The organism is Leptolyngbya sp. O-77, from assembly GCF_001548395.1.
Lineage (GTDB): Bacteria > Cyanobacteriota > Cyanobacteriia > Elainellales > Elainellaceae > Thermoleptolyngbya.
In genome coordinates this window covers 794,052-815,031 of record NZ_AP017367.1, presented here as the reverse complement: position 1 = coordinate 815,031, position 20,980 = coordinate 794,052, and the positions used below count along the sequence as shown (strand labels likewise).

Below are 20,980 nucleotides of genomic sequence, written 5' to 3'. Positions count from 1 at the left end.
GTAAGAGGCTCTTGTAAGAGGTTCACCCTTGGTTATCAAGGCAGATAAAGCAGGGGACTATTCCCTTGCCTGCCATTCTGGGCTGAGGCGACGGAAGTTGAAATCGATGGCGGCGGGATGGCAACTGATGCATGAGCCAAAGGAGAGGGGTTCGGGCAGCTCTACGCCGGGATGGAGCGCTCTCATATAGCGGGACTGGGCAAACCGAGAGGGAACGGTTTCGTTTTGCACGATGGAGCGCGAAGATGCACGCACATAGTTCCACATGATGCGACGGGCGGGGTCTTGCAATGGGGTAATCACCACGCCATAGTGCTGGGGCGTTTGCAGAATGGCCGCCCAGGATTGCAGCGGCATCACCTCCGGCGGCGGGGCGAAATGGCAGCCGGAGCAGTTCTGGAAATAGAGTCGCTGTCCAAGCTGGAGTTGGGTGGGCACGACATCGACGGTGCCAATTTCGACCGTGTTTGCCGGAGGGGTAGCGGCGATCGCCCGCTCCGTTTCCTCACCCACCTGCGACAATCCCCAGCCAAGGCTGAGGCTCCAGCCCAAGACCAGCGCCAGCACAAGCGATGTCCGCCTGGCCCAGCTCAGGAAACGGCGAGAGCGGGATGAGATCGACTGAAGAAGCTGCTGGATTACCATGAGGTCTCTCGAACACTAGAAACTGAAAGTTTGGGAGTTTTGGCCAAGGGCTGGGATATGACTTGAGTGGAGATAGACGGACGAAATGCGGAAATAGCTCCCCGAAACCGGAATTCCTGAAAATAGATCTTTAAAGCAAATCCCTAGAACCCAAGCCTCTGACGGGTCATTCTGTCATGAATTCCCAACGAATGGATGCTTTTTTGGGGTGATTTTTGAGAGGGCAGTAAGGGGGCGATCGCACTTCTATCAAGCATTTCAGCCCATTTACACGACCGGATTACCGGGTAGCATTCGTCTGGCTGGGTGAGGCACGTTTTGAGATACATGCCGTAATGTATGGGCAGCAATGTCACTCCGGCAAGAAAGCGCTGCGAAACTTGTCTGGGATTTGATTTTGCCAGCCTGTTGATTAACCTGTTCTATTGGAACCTTGAGACAGCCGGACATGCTGCCAACGTTCTTCACCTGCTCGACCTGTTTGACGTAATTGGATGTTATTGGACGTAATTTGACCTAAGGGAATCCAGGAGTTTTGCCGAAATGGATTGTAGCCACGTTCAGTTTTGTATACACGACTCCTCTGCCCAGACTGCTGCGGCCCGCGAAATCGACCTGCACCAGCTTCAGGATTTGTTTAACGTGACGGCATTTTGGGCGCAAAACCGCCGCATCGAAGACCTGGCCACGGCGATCGCCCACAGCAACCCAGTTGTGACGGCCTGGGATGGCGATCGCCTCATCGGGTTCTCTCGCGCCACCTCCGACGGTGTATATCGCGCCACCATTTGGGACGTGGTGATTCACCCCGACTATCAGGGCGCAGGGCTGGGCCGCAAGATGGTGGAAACGGTGCTGATGCATCCCCACGTCAACCGCGCTGAGCGGGTATACCTAATGACCACCAACGAGCAGCGCTTCTACTCGCGCATCGGTTTCGAGGAAAACCAGACGACGACGATGGTGCTATTTAATCAGCCCGTGTCGCAGGAGGGGCTGCCTGCTGTGGCCTACCTGGCCGAAGCCTCAAAGGAGGAGTCCTAGAGGCATCCTAAGGGAGGTGTCCCCAGCGTTCCCGAAGCCAGGGATTCGGGCGATCGCGGTTCGAGACTCCAAAGCTCGCTGTAGGCGACTAAATTCGACCACATTCAGGGAAAAGGCGCACATTCTTGGAAGAGAAGTGCGCCTTTTGTCACTGTTAGGAGTAATTTCGATCGGGAGTTGTCTCGGTCAGGAGTCGTCTCGCGCTTCTCGTCGAAGTCCCGGTTCCCCTGGGAGGCGTTGTCTAGGCAAACGCCTTGCACTTGGATTGCCCACAACTTGCCCATCTCGCACCTGGCTGAATCGGGCACAGCAGGGGCAGGAGAAAGCGCTACTTGATGAACAGCATTTCCTGATACTTGGGCAGGGGCCACAGGTCGTCGGCGACCTCGTCCTCCAGCGCATCGGCATAGCTCCGCACCCGATCCATAATCGGGCGCAGGGTTTTAGCGCAATACTGCATATGCTCCTCGGTGGTGGCGAAGTCATGAACAGCAAGGGCGCTGCTGAGTTCACCGACGGTGGTCATCATTTTGCTGGTCAGGTCAGAGATTAGCTCGACGTTGGCGGTTTCAAAGGGCAGCCCGATGGTCTTCAGACTGGCGATCGCCCCCGCAATCTCTGACAAATGGCGCAGCACAGCAGGATAAATCAGCGTCTTGGTCATGCTAATCACCAGCTTGGCTTCCATCTCGATCACGCGAATGTATTGCTCGATGAAGGCGGAAGGATGAAGGCGGAATCGACTGCGGAATAACCATTCATCCCTCATCTCTCATCCCTCGATTGCCGCTCATCAGCGCTACGGCGATCGCATCCACCACCCGCGCCACGGGAATAATGTCGAGTCCCAGTCCCGGATGCTCCGCCTGACTGGCGGGCACGATCGCCCGTTTGAAGCCTAGCTTGGCCGCTTCCTTCAGCCGCAGCTCCATCTGCGAGACGGGGCGCACCTGGCCGCCCAGCCCCACTTCGCCAATCAGCACCGTGCTGGGGTCAACCACGCGATCGCGGAAACTGGCGGCCACGGCGATCGCCACCCCCAAATCCGCCGCAGGTTCGGCCACGTTGATGCCGCCGGAGGAGGCGACGTAGGCATCTAGCTTTGACAGAGGAATGCCCACGCGCTTTTCTAGCACGGCGAGAATTTGTAGCAGGCGGTTGTATTCAATGCCTGTGGCGGTGCGGCGGGGTGACGGATAGCTCGTCGGGCTGGCTAGCGCTTGTAGCTCCACCACCAGCGGGCGCGTGCCCTCACAGGCGACAATGGTGGCCGTGCCGGGGGTTTCTGCATCGCGATCGCTCAAAAACAGCGCCGAGGGATTTTGCACTTCCTCCAGCCCGCGATCCACCATTTCAAACACGCCCAGCTCATTCGTTGCGCCAAAGCGGTTTTTCACCGAGCGCAGCAGGCGGTGGCTGGCAAAGCGATCGCCCTCAAAATACAGCACCGTATCCACCAGATGCTCCAGCACCTTCGGCCCGGCGATCGCCCCTTCCTTGGTGACGTGCCCCACAATGAACAGCGTGATATGCTCCCGTTTCGCCAGTTGCATCAGCGCCGATGTACACTCCCGCACCTGCGACACCGACCCCGGAGCCGAATTGAGCGTAGCAAAATAGAGCGCCTGGATACTGTCGATCACCGCCACCGTCGGCCGCAGCGACTCCAGTTCAGACAGAATCGTCTCCAGGTCGATTTCCGGCAAAAGATAAAGGGAGTGGGATGTTGAGGCGTTGGACTGCTGGAGCGACAGGGTGACAGGGTCTTGAGTTTTCTCTTTTCTTTCTTCTCCTATTTTCACCCCGCTCCCCACGCCCAGCCGTTGCGCCCGCAGCTTCACCTGCTGCCCCGACTCCTCCGCGCAGACGTAGAGTACGCGGTGCTGAGTCGCAAGCTGATTGGCGACTTGCAGCAGCAGCGTTGATTTGCCGATGCCGGGGTCGCCGCCCACCAGCACCAGGGAACCGGGCACAATGCCACCGCCTAGCACCCGATCCAGTTCGCCATAGCCGGAGGCAATGCGGGTCTGGGGATGGTCGGAAATTTCGGGGAGGGTGAGCGCGGCGATCGCCCTTGGCTCTCCTTTAGAATTGGCGCTGGCCCGTTTGGGCGATCGGCTCACGGCTCCCATCGCGGTTTTAGCGCTGCTGGCTGGTGCAACCGTCTGCTCCACCAATGAATTCCAGCTTCCGCAAAAGGGACACTTGCCAAAATACTGCGGCGAATCTGCGCCACACTCATTACAGACGTAGCTCGTTCGAGGCTTGGGCATAGCGGCAGACCTAGGCAGCGCAAGAATAAAGTTTAGTGAATTCAGTGATTTACTTAGATCAATACAGCGAAGAAAGCGGATTGTCCGCTTGCTTCCGGCTACTTCCGAACTACTTCCGGCTACTTCTGGCTACTTCAAAAGGGCGATCGCCAGCCCCTACTAATCCCCCTACTAATCAAAGCTCCTCCATTCAACTCGACATCTTTAAGAGGAATCGGAGTTCCTGTCTTGGCCTTACAGCATCTTCTCGCGGGGTGACGCACGCGCTGCCCTGACAGGGCGAGGGCTTATTGACCATAACCATCCGCACACCTCACTGGCTCCAAAACCGCTGTATCCGGGCGGGGCTATCTTAACCGACCCATTCCAATGCAGCAATTTTCGATGCAACCCAAACCCCACAAAGGCAATTTGAACCCGTTTGAGATTAATGTTTCTTAATATGAAACGCGGCGAAATCTTCCATAGATTTATTACTATCTTAGAATTCGCAAGAAATGTTAAAAAACCCTGAAATGTAGGGAGATTGGGAATCTCACGCGCTCAAGATAGGCGCATAGGCTACTATTGTTAATGATAGTCTGGGAAGAATTAACTATCAAAAATAATCGCTTCAAGGAGTGTTGACTAAATTGGAGAATCACAAAGAAAAAATTCTGGTTGTTGACGACGAAGCCAGCATCCGACGCATTCTCGAAACTCGTCTCTCCATGATTGGCTACGATGTCGTCACGGCCGCCGATGGCGAAGAAGCGCTAGAAACCTTCCGCCATTCCGATCCAGATCTGGTTGTGCTGGATGTCATGATGCCCAAGCTCGACGGCTACGGGGTTTGCCAGGAGCTTCGCAAAGAGTCCGACGTACCGATCATTATGCTGACGGCCCTGGGCGACGTTGCTGACCGCATCACCGGGCTAGAGCTGGGTGCAGACGACTACGTGGTCAAACCCTTCTCGCCCAAGGAGCTAGAGGCCCGCATCCGCTCGGTGCTGCGCCGGGTTGAAAAAACGGGTACGACGGGTATTCCTAGCTCTGGTGTTATTCAAATCAACACGATTCGGATTGACACCAACAAGCGCCAAGTCTACAAGGGCGACGAGCGCATCCGGCTGACCGGCATGGAGTTCAGCCTGTTGGAGCTGCTCGTTGGGCGATCGGGCGAACCCTTCTCCCGCTCTGAAATCCTGCAAGAAGTGTGGGGCTACACGCCAGAGCGCCATGTCGATACCCGCGTGGTCGATGTTCACATTTCTCGACTGCGGGCTAAGCTCGAAGACGACCCCAGCAACCCCGAACTCATCCTCACGGCACGCGGAACGGGCTACCTGTTCCAGCGGATCGTGCCGCCGGGTGAAGTGGAGTAATCTTGCGTCTCCGTTGCGCCTGTCTCTCGCATCTTTGAGCTAATACACCTGAAACTAATGCACATCCTAAATGCACCCCAATGCGCTGATCAGGTGTGTGAAGACTCAGGGCAAAGAATTCAGGGCACTCCGCTGACTCGCTCCGGTTTCCGGTAGAGTCCATCTGATAAAATTTGTGAGGTTTCTATAACGTTGATCGATGGGTTCAACTCGAGCACGGATTGCCGTTGATGCAATGGGCGGGGACTTTGCCCCGGTGGAGATTGTTTTGGGTTCCCTGCGGGCCCAGGCAGAGTTAGATGCAGATATTCTGCTGGTCGGCAAGCCCGATCAGATTCAGGAAGCACTCAAGCACCATAGCGTGCCTCCCGGTTTGGAAATTGTGCCAACGGAAGACATGGTGGAAATGCACGAGGAGCCGCTGACGGCGATTCGTCGCAAACCCAACGCTTCTATTAACGTGGCGATGGATTTGGTGCGTCAAGGCAGGGCCGATGCGGTGGTGTCTGCGGGACATTCGGGTGCGGCGATGGCGGCAGCGCTGCTGCGGCTGGGGCGGCTGCCGGGGATTGATCGGCCAGCGATTGGGGCGGTGCTGCCAACGATGACGGCTAAGCCCGTGCTGATTCTGGACGTGGGCGCAAATGTGGACTGTCGGCCCAAGTTTTTGGAACAGTTTGCCGTGATGGGGTCGGTTTATTCCAAGTATGTTCTCGGCATTCCAGAACCCAAGGTCGGACTGCTAAATATTGGCGAAGAGTCTTCTAAGGGCAACGATCTGGCAGTTCGTGCCCATCAAATGCTGCAAGAAAATTCGCGCATTGCCTTTATTGGCAACGCAGAAGGCCGCGATGTGCTGTCGGGCGATTTTGATGTAGTGGTGTGCGACGGCTTTGTGGGCAATGTGCTGCTAAAGTTTGCCGAGGCGGTGGGCAGCGTCATGCTGCAAATTGTCCGCGAGGAATTGCCTCAGGGTTTAAACGGCAAGCTGGGTACTGCAATTCTCAAGCCGAACCTGCGCCGCATTAAACAGCGGATGGATCATGCTGAGCATGGGGGGGCACTGCTGCTAGGTGTAGCGGGCATCTGCATTATCAGCCACGGCAGTTCTCAGTCTCCTTCGATCTTCAATGCGATTCGGATGGCGAAGGAGGCGGTCGATCATGGCGTTTTGGGCCGGATTCGGGCGCAGTATGAATCGCCAGAACTGGCAGTCGCAGATGGGCAATCGTCGCTGTTGCGCGGCGGTGAACAACCAGAGAGTGTTGAATAATGGCGCAACGAGTTGGAGCGGGGGTGGCAATTACGGGCAGCGGCTCTTTTGTGCCGGAGCGCTACCTCGATAACGAAGCCCTGAGCCGAGTGGTGGACACTTCGGATGAATGGATAGCCTCTCGCACGGGCATTCGGCAGCGGCGACTGGCAGATGCGGCAGGCTCTCTGCGGGCGATCGCCACTCAGTCCGCCCAAAATGCGTTGGATATGGCAGGCGTTTCTGCCTCAGAGATTGATCTGATTGTGCTGGCGACTTCTACACCCGATGATCTGTTCGGCTCTGCCAGCCAGATTCAGCACGACTTGGGCGCAACGCAGGCGACAGCCTTTGACCTGACGGCGGCCTGTTCGGGCTTTGTGTTTGGTCTGGTGACGGCGGCACAATTTATCCAGAATGGCGTGTATCGCAGGGCGCTGGTTATTGGCGCAGATGTGCTGTCGCGCTGGGTGGATTGGAGCGATCGCCGCACTTGTGTTCTGTTTGGCGATGGGGCGGGCGCGGTGGTGATGGAAGCCAGTGAGCGCGATCGCCTGTTGGGGTTTGAACTCCGCAGCGATGGCACACTGAACCACTGCCTGAACCTGGCCTATCAGGGTCAGGATAGAGAACTGGTGGACGGAGTGGCGATCGCCCAGGGCACATTTCAGCCCATCACGATGAACGGTCAGGAGGTGTACCGTTTTGCCGTCAAGCGGGTTCCTGAAGTCATCGAGAAGGCGCTATTTCGGGCTGAGCTAACGGTCGATCAGATTGACTGGCTGGTGATGCATCAGGCAAACCAGCGAATCCTCGATGCCGTTGCGGAGCGTTTGGGCATTCCTAGCGAAAAGGTCATCAGCAACATGGCCCGCTACGGCAACACCTCCGCTGCGTCTATTCCCCTAGCGCTAGATGAGGCCGTGCGGCGGGGCGATATCAAGCCTGATGACATTATCGCCACAGCGGGCTTTGGCGCAGGACTGACCTGGGGCGCGGCGGTGTTTCGCTGGGGCGCAAGGTTAGACGATTAGAGTTTTGATCACAGTTTGGATCACGGTCTTGATCACTAGGCGTTGAAATATGACAAAGACAGCGTGGGTCTTTCCTGGGCAGGGGTCGCAGGCAATTGGGATGGGAGCTGACCTATTTGACTTGCCCGCCGCTCAGCAGCGGTTTGAGCAGGCGGCAGACATTTTGGGCTGGTCGGTGCCAGAGATTTGTCAGAGCGAAGACGACAAGGTGTCTAAAACGCTCTATACCCAGCCCTGCCTCTACACAATTGAGAGCATCTTGGTAGATTTGCTGCGGGAAAAAGGTCTGCAACCTTCGCTGGTGGCGGGTCACAGTTTGGGTGAATATGTGGCGCTGTATGCGGCGCAGGTGTTTGAGTTTGAGTCGGGCTTGCGGCTGGTGAAGCGCCGGGCTGCGCTCATGGATAGCGCGTCCGAAGGGATGATGGCGGCGCTGCTGGGGTTTGACCGGGCGCAGCTCGAAGCAGCGATCGCCCAAACGCCCGATGTCGTGCTGGCAAACGACAACAACGAGGGTCAGGTGGTGATTTCGGGAACGCCGAGCGCCGTGGAATCCATTATGTCTAGGGTCAAGTGCAAGCGGGCCATCAAGCTCAACGTCAGCGGCGCGTTCCACTCGCCCCTGATGGCAGAGGCAGCAGCAGAATTTCGCACCGTGCTGGATAGCGTGGCGTTTCAGACGGCCCAAGTCCCCGTCTTGTCCAACGTAGACCCCACGCCCGCCACCGATGCTGCGGTGCTAAAAGACCGCCTCGATCGGCAGATGACGGGTTCCGTCCGCTGGCGCGAAATCTCCCTCCAGCTTTCCCAGGCAGGTATCGAGCGGGTTGTCGAAGTCGGCCCTGGCAAGGTGCTGACGGGTATTATCAAGCGCACCTGCCCGGATGTGGCGCTGGAAAACGTGGGGGCGATCGCCGATATCGAGCGCGTGGCTGCATGATGCCGTTAAACCCTCCGTCATCCCAACCATCCCAACCATCCTGAAATGCGCGATCGCGAACCCCTGGCCAGCCTCGCTCTCTACCACCTGTTCAAGTGGTCGGTCGTAGCCCCGATGCTGCGGTTTTACTTTCGCGGGCGGGTCTATGGTGTAGAGAACGTGCCCCGACACGGGCCGCTGGTTGTGGTGGCGAACCATGCCAGCGACTTTGACCCGCCGCTGCTGTCGTGCTGTGTGCGGCGGCCCGTCTCCTACATGGCCAAGGAAGAACTGTTTCGCGTGCCCGTGCTAAAGCAGGCGATCGCCCTCTACGGAGCCTATCCGGTGAAGCGGGGTTCGGCGGACCGCAGCGCGATTCGAGCGGCAATGCGTCAGCTTGAGCAGGGCTGGGCGGTGGGAATTTTCCTATCTGGCACGCGCACCCCCGACGGACGAATCCCTGAAGCCAAATTAGGCGCAGCGATGATTGCGTCTAAGATGCAGGCGCCCCTGCTGCCCGTTAGCCTCTGGGGTACAGAGGCAATTCTCCCCAAGGGCAGTCGATTTCCCCGCCCAGTTCCCATTACAGTGCGAATAGGACAGCCTATTCAGCCGCCCGCGGGCGATCGCTCTGCCCTAGAGCGGGTCACGCAGCACTGTGTAGACACAATTCATGCGATGCATGACCTGGGGCGGTAAATTTATGTTAAGAATTATAAATAAACCTAGACTGGACTAAAAATTAGTCAGGGCTGGGAATCAAGGGCTAGGAATTAAGGCTTAAATTACCTAACGGCTTCTGGCTTGCGGCTGCGGGTTTGCGCCTCTGCGTCCACGTCAGCTTTAGGGTGTAGTGGCCTTGTATTGCGGGATATTGCGCGACGAACGTGACATGATTTGTACTTTGCGGCAGATCTCGGTAAGGTCTATAGAGTTTTTGTAAGGGAACCGCCTGATTTTAGGGGAATCTTATCGAACTGCGGTCTATAGGACTAGACCAACCATGTTGAGTAGCGAGGGTTGTCGGAATGCAGGATTTGCGGGCAGAACTGGCGGGCACGATGGGCGAGGCAGAATGGGACTGGCTGATGCCCCATGCCGAGCGAAATGCGCTGGTGCTGGTGGGCGCGGGTCTAGACTTGCTGGATGTGGGCGTGGCGATCGCCTCGGATCACACCACACTAGTGCAGCGGTGGATTGACGAAGGGCTAATCCAAAAGCCCAGCTCTGAGCAAATCAAAGCCTGGAGTAGCAGCCGCAACAAGCGGTTTAACGCGCTGATTTTGCAGCCCTACGTGCTGGTGCAGGACGTGTTGGCGTAGCCGCTGGCAGCAAGGCTGAGCGATGCAGTAAGGCTAGTCTCGAAAATAGCGGCCCAGGGTAGCGCCTGTGTGCCCGGTTGTTACCCATAGCACGGCTCTGGCGGCATCGCGCACCACCTTATCGGTAGTCTCGGTGGGCTGCGTCGAAGGCACTTCCACAGGCTTAAACTCGATGCCCCGGCTGCCCAAAACGATTTTGCCAATTACCCAGGCACGGCGCATATGATAGTCAGACGTAATTAGGTAAATGCTGCTGATGCCCTGCGACTCAAACTCATCTACCAGCGTCGTGAAGTTGGTCAGAGTATCGACTGCTCGATAGTCCAACCGGAGGCGATCGCGCCCAATTCCAGCTTCCTCAAACACCCATTCTGCATATTCTGGGTTGCTGCCCGACGAAATCCAAACGGGCAGGTCGGGGTGCTTGCGGGCAAACTCTGCCGCAAACCGTTCTCTCGCTGTTGACCCGCCCAGCACCAGCACCGCCTCCGGCTCTCGCAACAAAGCTCTAACCTCCTTGAGCGCAACGTAGCCCAGCCCTAGCACCAGGGCAACACCCAGCAGCTTGGCAAACCCAAATTGCCGCTGGCGACGACGAGTGGTGGGAAAGATAGAAGACATGATGCAGCGCAGTGCGAATCCGAAGCAATCTTACTTGAGAGAACCCCTTAAACGGTAACCAGCTAAACCTTTTTCCGCAATCCCAATGGGCACAGGAATTTGCCTCACCGCACTTCATGGGTGCGATTGCCTCTCCGCAGACGGTGACTCCGCAGACGGCGACTCCGCAGACGGCGACTCAAGTGCTAACACTCTATCGCATCACTTGAAGGCAGATCCCAACAGGCTACAGAAATCTTTCGATTCTCGGCGGGTTACTTGCTGGCTTCCACCAAGCTCCGGAGGGCAGCTTTCATTTCCGCCACGCTGGTCGTAGCTGTACCAAATTGACGGACGACAATGCTGGCGGCCAGGTTGCCCAGGATTGCCGCTTCTACAGGCGTTGCGCCGACGATTAGCCCCAGCGTCAGCGCCGCCACCACCGTATCCCCCGCGCCCGTCACGTCGAACACATCTGTCCGGTTAAACGCAGGGATATGGTGCTGGGAACCGTCCTGGCTAAATAGGCTCATGCCCTCCTCGCCGCGAGTGATTAGCATGTGCTGGGCACGGGTCAGACGCAACAGATCGGCTCCTGCCTGGGCAAGGCGATTGCTGGAGGGAGCGCTTCGCGAATCGCCCCCTGTAATTCCATAGCCTACAGCTTTTTCTGCTTCCGGCAGGTTGGGTGTGAAAACCGTGGCTCCAGCAAAGCGGTGCAGGTCGATTTGGGTGTCTACCACTGTGAGCGAGTGCTGCAAGGCTGCTTCGATCACCGGGGCACTCAGCACGCCATCGCCATAGTCCGAACAAACCACCGCATCTACGGTATTAAGGTGCTGCCGAATATAGTCCGCCAGCGCAAGCTGCAAGTCAGAATCGACAGGCGCATCGGACTTGCGATCGACCCGCACAATCTGCTGCGTCACCGACTGGCGGGCGTGTCCCGAAATGCGCGTTTTGGTGACAGTGGGGCGATCGCCATCCAGCAAAATACCGGCTGTGTCAATACCTGCCGCCTCAAAAATGCGCCGCAGCACCGCCCCTTGCTCATCCTTGCCCACCAGCCCCACCGACTTGACCTGGGCCCCCAGTTTCGCCAAGTTATAGACTGCATTTGCGCCGCCGCCCGGAATCTGTCGCGTTTCCTCATGCCGCAGGATCAGCACCGGAGCCTCCCGCGACAGTCGCTCCACCTGCCCCGTCAGAAACTCGTCTAGCGTCAGGTCGCCTACCACCAGCACCCGCGCCTCGGTAAACCGATCCATCAGCGCGTTCAGCCGGGGGGCGATCGCCCGCAGGTGTTCCAAAAACGCTGCCTCTACCATGCACTTGCCTCCCTTCTAGCTGGCAGGCGACGGAGTGGGCGCAGGCAGATCGGGGCAGCGCTCATTCTCCTGCGAGTATTTCACTTCAAACAGATAGGGACGAGTTTCGCCTGTGGTGTTTTCAATTTGGCGAGTCCGCACGACGGCGATCGCATCGGCATTCAAGATGCCATAGCCAGAACTCCGCAGCAGCGTCGGCGGTTGCACCTGTTTGCCTTCAGCATCTACCACCACGCCAACCACTGCCGATGGCACTTTGTCTTCATCTAGCTCTAGCTGAAGCAGGCAGGCATTCAGCGGCAGTTCGACCGCAATCTCGCGGGGACGCACCGCGTCGGGATCGGGAATTTCCACACCAAGCTGATCAAACCAGGCAATGTAGGCTAGATTCGCCTCATCAGGATTCGTCCCCTGAGGATTGTAGGCAAACAGTTCCGGGCGATCGCGCTGGAGGGCTGCGAGCTGCTGAGCAGGCGACAGGGCAGGCGCGGTCGGGGTTGGCGAAGCCGCTAGAGAACTGGGAGCCGCTGGAGAAGCCGCCGGGCTGGGCGCTGGGGAGGCCTCGACCGTCGGCGAAGCCGCCGGGCTGGGCGAGGCTGTCGGGCTGGGTGAGGACGCAATCGACGGCGCAGGCGAGGGGCTGGCAATTACCGATGGCAGCGTGGGGAACAGGGGCGAATTGTTTTGAGAGCCAGCGGGCAGCCGCAGCGAGGGCCCATCCGTCGAAAACTCTGGGTCTAGCGATGGAATGGACGGAGACGGCGAGGGCACAATCGACGGAATCGACGACGGCGCGGACGAAGGGGGCAGCGTAAAGGTCGAGCGGGGCGGCAGCGTCGTCCGGGGACGACTGGTAGCGCTGTAGCGAGGACTCAAGGACGACAGCGGCGGTAGGGGCGGCAGGGGCGGCGCAGGCGGCACGAAAAAGGGCGGCAGGGCAGAGGGCGATCGCCCCGTTTGCCCCGGCAGCGGCGACAGGCTAAAGGACGACCCCGGAGCGGGCTGGGGCAGCGTCGTAGACGGATTCGAGAAGGTGGGCAATTCCAAATTTGGCTGGGCAAAGCTGGGAACGCGGCTCAGTTCCTCCGGCGTGAGCTGCACCAGCGACACCGGCCGCTGCACTTGCCGCTCGCTCGGCAGCTTTTGCCCTGGCAAAAATGGCAAAAAACGCCCCACAGCAACAGATGCGTCCCGACTGAAGCCAGCGCCGCCCAGAATAGCGGCTCCTGCGACCACCGTTGTAGCCAATTTTCGGGATAGGGTTCAGCAGAGTAATAGGTCATACGCGCTTCGTCGAAAGCCTCTGAAATTTTAGCGTAGGGAGGTCGGAGCGGGGGTCGGCAATCGCTGATCTCCGCCACACTTCACCAACAGCAGCGAAAAATAGGGCAGCTTTAGGGAAGGGCGATCGCGCAAGTCGGCATAGATCACCTGCGTCGGCTGGCTGGCCCGCTCGACCACGTAACTGTGCTGAAGCAGACCGCGCCGCTCCAGCACAGACCAGACTTGTTCGTACACTGAACTCACTTTCATTAAAACCAACACATCAGCCGTATCCAGCGCCGTTTCCAAATCTGCAACCGTGTATAAAGCAGGCAGCACCACCAGCCGCTCGGCCCGCACGGTCAGCGGCAGACCCAGCGCCGCCGCCGCGCCGCCATTGGAGAGCAGATGCCCGGGAACTGTCTCCACCTGCGCTTCTGGATACTGCTGCATTACGGTCTGCGCCAGATAGGTAAAGGTGCTATAAAAGCTGACATCTCCTTCAGACACAAACACCACGTCGTCGCCCCGCTGCAAATAGTTCCAGACCTGTGCCGCAGCCGCTTCCCAGGCTTGTCTTAGGGTTGCCTCATCCTGCACATAGGGAAAGTCCAGCGTCAACTGTACCTGTTCTGGTCGCAACCACTGCGCCACAATCTGCTGCGCCACACCCCTGCTTACCTCCCAGCCCCCGCTGGAAACGCCACTACAGGCGACGACTGCAACAGCCGCAGCCCTTTGACCGAAATCAGTTCTGGGTCGCCAGGGCCAGCGCCCACACCGTAGAGAGTACCTGTCATAGGAAGAGGGAAGAGGGAAGAACGAAGAGGGAAGGGGTGCTTTTGCAGGCGCTCCATTGAGCCTACAGTGTTTTTGAAGCTGGTGGGATGATCTGAAACGTCTTGGCTCTTTAGGGCAGTAAGTCTTTCACGATGCAAGAAAATGGGGTGTCACTACTAATGGGGTGTCACTACTAATGGGGTGTCACTACTATTGATTGTGACTCTTCTAATTTGTCATGACTCTTTGCCTTATCCAGTCCATAACCTTTTAACCCTTCTTCCCGCGTCTAGGCTTCTATATGACCCTCACCGACTATCCCTATCCCTCTGGTCGTCGCGTCATCATGGGGCAGCGATGCGCGATGGCGACGAGTCAGCCGCTGGCGACGATGGCGGGGGCTGAGATGATCTGGGCAGGGGGGAATGCGGTGGATGCGGCGCTGGCAATGGCGATCGCCCTGACGGTCGTGGAACCCACCTCCAACGGCATCGGGTCGGATGCGTTTGCGATGGTGTGGGACGGGCAACTGCACGGGCTGAATGCGTCGGGGCGGAGTCCCCAAGGGCTGGCGCGAGCAGCGTTTGGCGACTTGGCGACAGTGCCACCGTGCGACTGGCGGGCGGTGACGGTGCCAGGGGCGGTGTCGGGCTGGCGATCGCTCTGGCAGCGGTGGGGCAAACTCCCCTTTGAGCAATTGTTTGAACCCGCGATTCGCTATGCAGAACAGGGCTTTCCGGTGTCGCCAGAGACAGCGCGGGCGTGGCAACGGGCAGAGCGGGTGTTTTTGCCGCTACAAGGGAAGGAGTTTGAACCGTTTAAGCGAGTGTTTTTTGCGGGCGATTCCCGTGGGGATCGCTTTGCGAATCGCGCTCCCAAGGCGGGCGAAATCTGGCGCAGCGAGGGCCATGCCAGAACCCTGCGAGCGATCGCCCAATCCGGCGGTGAGGCATTTTACACCGGCGAGTTGGCCCAGAAAATCACCCGCTTTGCTGCCAGCACGGGCGGATTTTTGACGATGGCAGATCTGGAAAGTCATACCGCCGACTGGGTTGCGCCGATTTCGACGACCTACCGCGACCTGACGGTGTGGGAACTGCCGCCCAATGGCCAGGGCATCGCCGCGCTGATGGCGCTCAACATCCTGGAAGGCGTTGATTTGGGGCGCTATCCCCGCGATTCGGCCGACAGCTTCCACTGGCAAATCGAGGCCATCAAGCTGGCCTTTGCTGATGCCTATCGCTATGTCGCCGACCCCCACAGTATGGAATTTGACCCGGCGTGGCTGCTAGACAAGGGCTATGCGGGCGATCGCCGCTCCCTCATTTCCGATACCGCCCTGCCCCTGGCAAAACCCGGCATCCCCAAAGGTGGCACGGTGTTCCTCGTCGCCGCCGAACCCGATCTGATGGTGTCCTTCATCCAGTCCAACTACGAAGGCTTTGGCAGCGGCATTTTGATCCCCGATACAGGCATCGCCCTGCACAATCGCGGCGCAGGGCTTCACGCTAAAACCCGGACACCCCAACGACTATGCCCCAGCAAGCGCCCGTTTCACACGATTATCCCCGGCTTTTTTGACCCGCAACGGACAGCCGCTCGGCCCCTTCGGCGTAATGGGCGCACCCATGCAGCCCCCAGGGCCATGTACAGGTGGTGGGTGAACTTGACCGACTATGGCATGAACCCCCAAGCGGCGCTAGATGCTCCCCGCTGGCGGTTCCTTCGAGACAACTTGGTGCTGCTGGAACAGGCCGTACCGCCTTCTGTGGTACGAGCGTTGGGCGATCGCCATCACGCCATCCAGCTCAGCGCTGAAGTCAGCCAGTTTGGTAAAGGACAGATCATCCTAAAGCAGGGCAGCACCCTGATTGCCGCTTCGGAACCCAGAGCTGATGGATTGGCGATCGCCCTGTAGAGGGAAGAGGGAAGAGGGAAAAACGAAGAGGGAAAAACGAAGAGGGAAGAGGGAAAAACGAAGAGGGAAGAACGAAGAGGGAAGAGCTGAGACTTGCGGGAGGTAGGGCATTTCTGCCAGCCCACCACGCCCGCAATTCGCGGTATGATGCAAGTATAAGCTTAAAGTTTTGTAAAGGACTGCTCTCAGGCTGTCTTGGGTGATGTCTCCAAGAGTCTCAAGAGGCTACAGCGCCAGAGCCAGCCAGCACTGTCGTCGTGGGTTAGCGGCATTGTCAGCCGTCTGGCCAAGCGTCCGGTTAATCTTTAGCGGCCGACCTAACCCATCCCCCCAATCCCTAACCCCCAACGCGCCTTGACTCCAGCTATCAAGCCTTCCCAACGCCCAACCCTACCCACTGCCTGGCACGCCCTAAATCCGCTCTGGCAGGGTGGAGAAGACATCGTGCAAAAAGGCTTGCCCCACCACCAACTGGCTCCGGCGTGGCAAATGCTGCTGCTGGGAGATGGTTCCCCCACCCGCCACTTGCAATTGCTGACAGGGGAACCGACTGAGGTAGATGTAATCGATATGTCGCTGGTAGGCATGGATCATGACTATGCGCCGGAGCAACTTTCCGTAGTGCCGGGGCCGCGGGTGCGGCGACAGGTGTGGCTTCGCACAGCATCGGGGCAGCGCCTCGCCTATGCGACTTCCTGGTGGAACGCTGAACATGTCGATGAATATCTGCAAAATCGTTCGCTGGGGATCTGGGGTCAACCTGACGCGGCTCCGCACCGAGAGCTATACCGAGATGTGCAGGGAATTTACTATGGGCATTCGCCAAGTTTGGAACTGGCGTTTGGCGAAGCGGGGCCGTTTTGGGGGCGACATTATCTCTTTTGGCATCACGGACACCCGATTACGCTGATTTACGAAGTGTTTTCACCCTATCTCAAGCAATATCTGGGCCCGGTACGCCACACTTAACTGCCATATTTAACTTTGGATCGGCATAGCAAGGCTGTTGCTGTTATATGTCCCCAAGCCACCGCTTGAACTAGAAGAAGCGCGATCGCCATCAGAAGGCTGCCAAGTAAAATTTCACCCCGCAAAACGGAAGGGATTGCCAATCGAACTGTTTCTCTCCGCAATGTTTCAGTTGCGGAGCGATTGCTCGTCCCGTTAGGCTTGCAGATAATCCTGGCGCTTTTAGCGAAGGTTTCTGGCTACAAAGTCTGGCTACAAAGTCTGGCTACAAAGAAAAATAGATCCTTAATCTTTCTGGCTCAGCGATACAAATCTGGGTGACTGAGCGCATCTTTAAATTAGTAAAGGGGACGGTTTTGCGTTGTATCTGCATCGTGTATGCAGCAACACCTTACAGGGGTCTCTTATCCCAGCCTTATCTGTCATGATGATGCCTGATCAGTCGCGGCGCTTACTTCCTGAAACAGATGTTTCCTGTAGCGTAGGTGAAGGACAGAAAACTGAAAGCTTTGGTGAAATAGACCCGACCATAGAGCCGCCTACAGAGCCGACTACAAAACGGGATAAAGGGACAGAAGCGCTTCATCGCTTAGCGGCTTCGTTTGACCCACAAAGCTGGATTCTGAAAACTCGACATGAAGAGTTTGCTGCCCATTTGCGCTGTTTTCTCCAGCAGGTCTGTGAAGCGGGCGAGTGGGGGCTGGGAGTCTGCTGGCTTCCCTACGACCCTCTAGCACAGCAGGGATGGGCGGCGAGTTGGATCAGTCCGCTGGCAGTGCAGGACGGTTCGGTAGAGCCAGATGCGCTGACTGTAGATGCGCCAGTTACAAACCTGCCAGTTACAAATCTGCCAGTCGCAGACCTGTTGGGATGTGCAGGGGTGGCGCTGCTGGAGCGGGCGTGGAAGCAGCGGCAGGCGGAGTGGGCTGTGGATCTGACGACGCAGCCTCCGGAGGCGCGAGAAGAATCGCCTGTACCTGCGACGCAGACCAATCCAGCCTTAGCCCCAAACCTGGCTCCAAACTTGGCTCCAAACATTCCTCAAAACATCGCTCTAAACGGAGGCCCAAACTGGCGATCGGCGCTGGCGGTGCCTGTGATGGAGAGCGATCGCCCGCTAGCGGTGCTGGTTTTTGTCAGCCGCGAAGCCCGCGCTGAAGATCCTCAAATCATGCAACTGATGGGGGCGATCGCCGCTCGGCTGGGTACGGCAATGCAGTTGCGTCACACGGAAGTGACCCTGCGGCAAAACGAGTCTCGATTTCGCGCCGTTTTTGAACACGCCAACATGAGCATTGGCATGACTGCGCTAGACGGTCGCATTATTGATGTCAACACTGCCTCGACCCAAATCTTTGGCTATAGCCGAAAAGAGTTCTACAGTATGAACTTCAAGGATTATACCCACCCAGCAGATCTAGAAATTGATCTGGCTCTGCTGCAAGACATGATCGAAGGGCGACGCAACCACTACCAAATCGAAAAGCGCTACATTCGCAAAGACGGCAGCATCTTTTGGGCAAACTTGACGGTCTGCGCCGTGCGCGATGAGCAAGGAGCGCTGCAATTTACCTTTACCATCGTAGAAGACATGACCAACCGCAAGCAGGCCGAAGATGCGTCGCGCCAAAGCGCAGCGCTTAACCGCAACCTGCTGAGGGCGCTGCCAGAAATGCTGTTTATTGTCGATCGGCGGGGCACTTGTCTATATATTCAAGCCGAGCAAGACGATGATCTGGTGTGTCCCTTAAGCGATCAGCTGGGTCGCCAAATTGATGAACTGTTGCCTGCTGGGGTCGTGCAGTCGATGATGCAGGCGATCGCCCAGGCAGAGCAAACTGGAACCGTGCAAACCCTGGAATATAGCCTGCTGCTGCAAGGTGAAGAACGCTATTTTGAGGCTCGCATTGCTGACTGCGGTGCAGAATCGCTTCAGAGCAGCAATCAAATCTTGGACAACCGGCTGGGCAATCTGTTTGCCTGTTCGTTAAACAGCCCGGTGGGTTGCCAAGCCGCTGACCCAATTTTCATTGTCAGCGTGCGAAATATTACCCAGCGCAAGCGCACTGAGCGGGCCCTGCGAGAACAAGAGGCGTTTCTGCGGCTGATTATCGACAATATTCCCCAGCACGTTTTCTGGAAAGACTGCGATCTCATCTATCGCGGCGGCAACCGCAACTTTGCCCATTCCGCCGGATTCGAGCGTCCAGAAGACTTGGTGGGAAAATCTGACCATGACCTCTGGCCCGCCGACCAGGCCGAGCGCTATGTAAAGAGCGATCGCGAAGTGCTTGCAACTGGCCAAGCCCAACTGCACATGGTCCGCAAAAAGGTGCTGGCCGACGGCCGCGAGATCTGGCAGGATGTCAGCAAGGTGCCGATTCGAGATGCCGACGGCAAGATTATTGGCATTCTTGGCTCCTACGACGACACCACCGAGCGCAAGCAGGCTGAAGAAGCCTTGGCCCGGCGAGAGCAGTACCTCGCGACGATAGTGGACGTGCAGCAGCAGTTGCTATTGCTAGAGGATCAGGCAGAAATTTATGCCCTTGTCTGCCAGCGCCTAGGGCAGATTTCCGGTACGAGTCGGGTCTACGTGTTTGAAAACAGCCGCGACTCGGACGGCAATTTGCGGATGCACTATGTGCATGAATGGTGCGCCGAGGGAATCTCTCCCAACATCGACCGACCGCTGCTGCAAGGGCTGCGCTATCTCGACTATTCCACTCAGTTTGAACAGATCCTCTCCGAAGGACGACCCTACGCAGGCATTGTGGCAGATCTGTCTGCCTCGGAACGGGCTGTGCTGGAGCCGCAGGGCGTACTGTCTCTACTGGTGTTGCCGCTGTTGGTGAATGGCGAGTTTTTTGGGTTTATTGGTTTTTCAAATTGCGTGGAGGCGCGAACCTGGACGGCGGCGGAGGTGGATTTGCTGCGGGCGGCGGCGGCGGGGCTTTCCCTGGCACTGGAGCGGGCGCAGGCTGCTGCTGCCCTGCGTCAGAGCGAGTCTCGCTATCGGCTGCTCACCGAACACGCCACTGATCTGATTTCTGGTCATGCGCCTGATGGCACCTATCGCTATGCCTCCCCAGCTTGCCGGGCGCTGCTGGGCTACGGTCCAGAAGATCTGGTCGGGCGATCGCTCGCGGATCTGCTGCACCCCCAAGATCGTGAAGACCTGCTCAAAACAGCCCTTCTCCAGGCTCTGCTGGTGAGTAGTGGGCCGGTGATCTATCGCATCTGTCACGCTGATGGTCACTATGTCTGGTTTGAAACGCGCAGTAAAGCGCTACGCGATCCGGCGACACAGCAAGTTCAGGAAATTATTGCCGTTTCCCGCGACATTACTGAGCGCAAGCAGTCAGAACAACTGCTGGCAGGGCAAAAGCGGGTTCTGGAAAAAATCGCCACGGGTGCTGATTTGTCGGAAACCCTAGGGAGTGTCATCAATTAGATAAGCTGTAATCAGCAGTGATTCAGCTATCTGACGATTATGACAACCCGACGCTACGCCCTGCGCGATGACCAATGGGAACGGCTCCAAGATTTGCTCCCTGGACGAGCGGGGGCGGTAGGAGTCACAGCAAAGGATAATCGTCTGTTTGTCGAGGCAGTGCTATATCGATATCGAGCCGGCATTCCCTGGCGAGACTTGCCAGAGCGGTTTGGTCATTTTCGCAAGGTTCACACCCGCTTTCGGCGCTGGGCAAAGACGGGCGTATGGCAACGGGTGTTTCAGGTGCTGTCTGAAGATGCAGACAACGAATACGCCATGATCGACACCACGATTGTGCGTGCTCATCAGCATAGTGCTGGGGCAAAGGGGGGATGCCAATGCCCAAGCCATTGGTCGTAGTAAAGGGGGATTGAGCACCAAGATTCATGCGACTGTCGATGCACTGGGCAATCCGACAGGCTTTCACCTCACACCCGGGCAGACCTGTGACCTTGATGGGGCTGATGTGCTGCTAGAGAATATTCAAGCTGATACAGTCCTGGCTGACAAAGGATATGACGCAGACCAACGGGTGATTGAGCGACTCCAACAACAGGGCAAGACGGCTGTGATTCCGCCCAAGCGAAACCGCAAGACACCGCGTGATTACGACAAGGAGCTATACAAAGCGCGGCATCTGATTGAGAACTTCTTTGCCAAACTCAAGCAGTATCGAGCGATTGCGACACGCTATGACAAGTTAGCCGAGACGTTTCTGAGTGCAATTTACATGGCGGCTGCCCTTATTTGGCTTAATTGATGACACGCCCTAA

At 57.5% G+C, this 20,980-nt stretch carries 19 protein-coding genes; 11 read left to right on the top strand and 8 right to left on the bottom strand.

Annotated features, from left to right (window positions below):
* Nucleotides 1-57: 57 nt before the first annotated feature.
* Complete coding sequence (locus O77CONTIG1_RS03485) at nt 58-567, bottom strand: diheme cytochrome c (RefSeq protein ID WP_225894679.1); 510 nt, start codon at nt 565-567, stop codon at nt 58-60.
* 621 nt (nt 568-1,188) lie between these two features.
* Between O77CONTIG1_RS03485 and O77CONTIG1_RS03480 the strand changes: the two genes are divergently transcribed.
* Nucleotides 1,189-1,689: a GNAT family N-acetyltransferase gene (locus O77CONTIG1_RS03480; RefSeq protein WP_068508102.1), complete on the top strand. Its 501-nt coding sequence runs from the start codon at nt 1,189-1,191 to the stop codon at nt 1,687-1,689.
* Nucleotides 1,690-2,017: 328 nt separating this feature from the next.
* Here O77CONTIG1_RS03480 and O77CONTIG1_RS03470 read toward each other — a convergent pair whose 3' ends face one another.
* Nucleotides 2,018-2,458 carry a hypothetical protein gene (locus O77CONTIG1_RS03470; RefSeq protein ID WP_156434896.1) on the bottom strand — a complete coding sequence of 147 codons (441 nt, stop codon included), beginning with the start codon at nt 2,456-2,458 and terminating at the stop codon, nt 2,018-2,020.
* On the bottom strand, nt 2,448-3,962 hold the full coding sequence (radA, locus tag O77CONTIG1_RS03465; RefSeq protein ID WP_068508096.1) for a DNA repair protein RadA: 1,515 nt from the start codon (nt 3,960-3,962) through the stop codon (nt 2,448-2,450). Before radA ends, O77CONTIG1_RS03470 begins: the two co-directional genes overlap by 11 nt.
* 632 nt (nt 3,963-4,594) lie before the next feature.
* On the opposite strand from radA, the gene rpaB reads away from it, so the two are divergent.
* The 6 genes from rpaB (at nt 4,595) to O77CONTIG1_RS03435 (ending at nt 9,853) form a co-directional block, all read left to right on the top strand.
* Nucleotides 4,595-5,326, top strand: coding sequence for a response regulator transcription factor RpaB (gene rpaB / locus O77CONTIG1_RS03460; protein WP_197673308.1), 732 nt, complete (start codon nt 4,595-4,597; stop codon nt 5,324-5,326).
* A gap of 199 nt (nt 5,327-5,525) precedes the next feature.
* Nucleotides 5,526-6,599 carry a phosphate acyltransferase PlsX gene (gene plsX / locus O77CONTIG1_RS03455; RefSeq protein ID WP_084782113.1) on the top strand — a complete coding sequence of 358 codons (1,074 nt, stop codon included), beginning with the start codon at nt 5,526-5,528 and terminating at the stop codon, nt 6,597-6,599.
* Nucleotides 6,599-7,612 carry a beta-ketoacyl-ACP synthase III gene (locus O77CONTIG1_RS03450; protein ID WP_068508091.1) on the top strand — a complete coding sequence of 338 codons (1,014 nt, stop codon included), beginning with the start codon at nt 6,599-6,601 and terminating at the stop codon, nt 7,610-7,612. The genes plsX and O77CONTIG1_RS03450 overlap by 1 nt, the downstream gene beginning before the upstream one ends.
* A 49-nt stretch (nt 7,613-7,661) precedes the next feature.
* Complete coding sequence (gene fabD / locus O77CONTIG1_RS03445) at nt 7,662-8,552, top strand: ACP S-malonyltransferase (RefSeq protein ID WP_068508090.1); 891 nt, start codon at nt 7,662-7,664, stop codon at nt 8,550-8,552.
* A 45-nt stretch (nt 8,553-8,597) separates the two neighbouring features.
* Entirely contained in the window at nt 8,598-9,230 is a 633-nt protein-coding gene (locus O77CONTIG1_RS03440; protein ID WP_068508089.1) for a lysophospholipid acyltransferase family protein, read from the top strand.
* A gap of 329 nt (nt 9,231-9,559) precedes the next feature.
* Complete coding sequence (locus O77CONTIG1_RS03435) at nt 9,560-9,853, top strand: DUF2288 domain-containing protein (protein ID WP_068508087.1); 294 nt, start codon at nt 9,560-9,562, stop codon at nt 9,851-9,853.
* 33 nt (nt 9,854-9,886) lie between these two features.
* Here the strand turns inward: O77CONTIG1_RS03435 and O77CONTIG1_RS03430 are convergent, their stop codons facing one another.
* The 5 genes from O77CONTIG1_RS03430 to O77CONTIG1_RS27710 all read right to left on the bottom strand — a co-directional run bounded on the left by O77CONTIG1_RS03430 (nt 9,887) and on the right by O77CONTIG1_RS27710 (nt 13,844).
* Nucleotides 9,887-10,474 (bottom strand): YdcF family protein, encoded by a 588-nt coding sequence (locus tag O77CONTIG1_RS03430; protein ID WP_068508085.1) that lies wholly within the window; start codon nt 10,472-10,474, stop codon nt 9,887-9,889.
* A 254-nt stretch (nt 10,475-10,728) separates the two neighbouring features.
* A complete protein-coding gene (locus O77CONTIG1_RS03425; protein WP_068508083.1) occupies nt 10,729-11,781 on the bottom strand; it encodes a bifunctional heptose 7-phosphate kinase/heptose 1-phosphate adenyltransferase in 1,053 nt (350 codons plus the stop codon).
* 15 nt (nt 11,782-11,796) lie between these two features.
* Entirely contained in the window at nt 11,797-13,029 is a 1,233-nt protein-coding gene (locus tag O77CONTIG1_RS03420) for a hypothetical protein (protein WP_068508081.1), read from the bottom strand.
* A gap of 63 nt (nt 13,030-13,092) precedes the next feature.
* A complete protein-coding gene (locus O77CONTIG1_RS03415) occupies nt 13,093-13,713 on the bottom strand; it encodes a precorrin-2 C(20)-methyltransferase (RefSeq protein WP_286132517.1) in 621 nt (206 codons plus the stop codon).
* 8 nt (nt 13,714-13,721) lie between these two features.
* Nucleotides 13,722-13,844: an SAM-dependent methyltransferase gene (locus tag O77CONTIG1_RS27710; RefSeq protein ID WP_286132516.1), complete on the bottom strand. Its 123-nt coding sequence runs from the start codon at nt 13,842-13,844 to the stop codon at nt 13,722-13,724.
* Between the two features lie 281 nt (nt 13,845-14,125).
* Here O77CONTIG1_RS27710 and O77CONTIG1_RS03410 point away from each other — a divergent pair, with 281 nt between their 5' ends.
* The 4 genes from O77CONTIG1_RS03410 (at nt 14,126) to O77CONTIG1_RS23250 (ending at nt 20,967) form a co-directional block, all read left to right on the top strand.
* Nucleotides 14,126-15,742 (top strand): gamma-glutamyltransferase family protein, encoded by a 1,617-nt coding sequence (locus O77CONTIG1_RS03410; RefSeq protein ID WP_084782110.1) that lies wholly within the window; start codon nt 14,126-14,128, stop codon nt 15,740-15,742.
* A 354-nt stretch (nt 15,743-16,096) separates the two neighbouring features.
* Nucleotides 16,097-16,711, top strand: a complete 615-nt coding sequence (locus tag O77CONTIG1_RS03405; protein ID WP_068508079.1) for a chorismate lyase — start codon at nt 16,097-16,099, stop codon at nt 16,709-16,711.
* Between the two features lie 424 nt (nt 16,712-17,135).
* A complete protein-coding gene (locus tag O77CONTIG1_RS03400) occupies nt 17,136-20,165 on the top strand; it encodes a PAS domain S-box protein (RefSeq protein ID WP_084782107.1) in 3,030 nt (1,009 codons plus the stop codon).
* 39 nt (nt 20,166-20,204) lie between these two features.
* A protein-coding gene (locus O77CONTIG1_RS23250) for an IS5 family transposase (RefSeq protein ID WP_410503480.1) occupies nt 20,205-20,967 on the top strand; the annotation gives its coding sequence in 2 pieces (ribosomal slippage) (nt 20,205-20,549 and nt 20,551-20,967; 762 coding nt in all).
* Nucleotides 20,968-20,980: the final 13 nt, after the last annotated feature.

Excerpts from the sequence above, each read along its gene's own strand:
- O77CONTIG1_RS03400 (WP_084782107.1), top strand. The coding sequence starts at position 17,136 with ATGATGATGCCTGATCAGTCGCGGCGCTTACTTCCTGAAACAGATGTT.
- O77CONTIG1_RS03435 (WP_068508087.1), top strand. The coding sequence starts at position 9,560 with ATGCAGGATTTGCGGGCAGAACTGGCGGGCACGATGGGCGAGGCAGAA.
- fabD (WP_068508090.1), top strand. The coding sequence starts at position 7,662 with ATGACAAAGACAGCGTGGGTCTTTCCTGGGCAGGGGTCGCAGGCAATT.
- O77CONTIG1_RS27710 (WP_286132516.1), bottom strand. The coding sequence starts at position 13,844 with ATGACAGGTACTCTCTACGGTGTGGGCGCTGGCCCTGGCGACCCAGAA.
- O77CONTIG1_RS03480 (WP_068508102.1), top strand. The coding sequence starts at position 1,189 with ATGGATTGTAGCCACGTTCAGTTTTGTATACACGACTCCTCTGCCCAG.
- O77CONTIG1_RS03470 (WP_156434896.1), bottom strand. The coding sequence starts at position 2,458 with ATGAGGGATGAATGGTTATTCCGCAGTCGATTCCGCCTTCATCCTTCC.
- plsX (WP_084782113.1), top strand. The coding sequence starts at position 5,526 with ATGGGTTCAACTCGAGCACGGATTGCCGTTGATGCAATGGGCGGGGAC.
- O77CONTIG1_RS03450 (WP_068508091.1), top strand. The coding sequence starts at position 6,599 with ATGGCGCAACGAGTTGGAGCGGGGGTGGCAATTACGGGCAGCGGCTCT.
- O77CONTIG1_RS03430 (WP_068508085.1), bottom strand. The coding sequence starts at position 10,474 with ATGTCTTCTATCTTTCCCACCACTCGTCGTCGCCAGCGGCAATTTGGG.
- radA (WP_068508096.1), bottom strand. The coding sequence starts at position 3,962 with ATGCCCAAGCCTCGAACGAGCTACGTCTGTAATGAGTGTGGCGCAGAT.
- O77CONTIG1_RS03440 (WP_068508089.1), top strand. The coding sequence starts at position 8,598 with ATGCGCGATCGCGAACCCCTGGCCAGCCTCGCTCTCTACCACCTGTTC.
- O77CONTIG1_RS03425 (WP_068508083.1), bottom strand. The coding sequence starts at position 11,781 with ATGGTAGAGGCAGCGTTTTTGGAACACCTGCGGGCGATCGCCCCCCGG.
- O77CONTIG1_RS03410 (WP_084782110.1), top strand. The coding sequence starts at position 14,126 with ATGACCCTCACCGACTATCCCTATCCCTCTGGTCGTCGCGTCATCATG.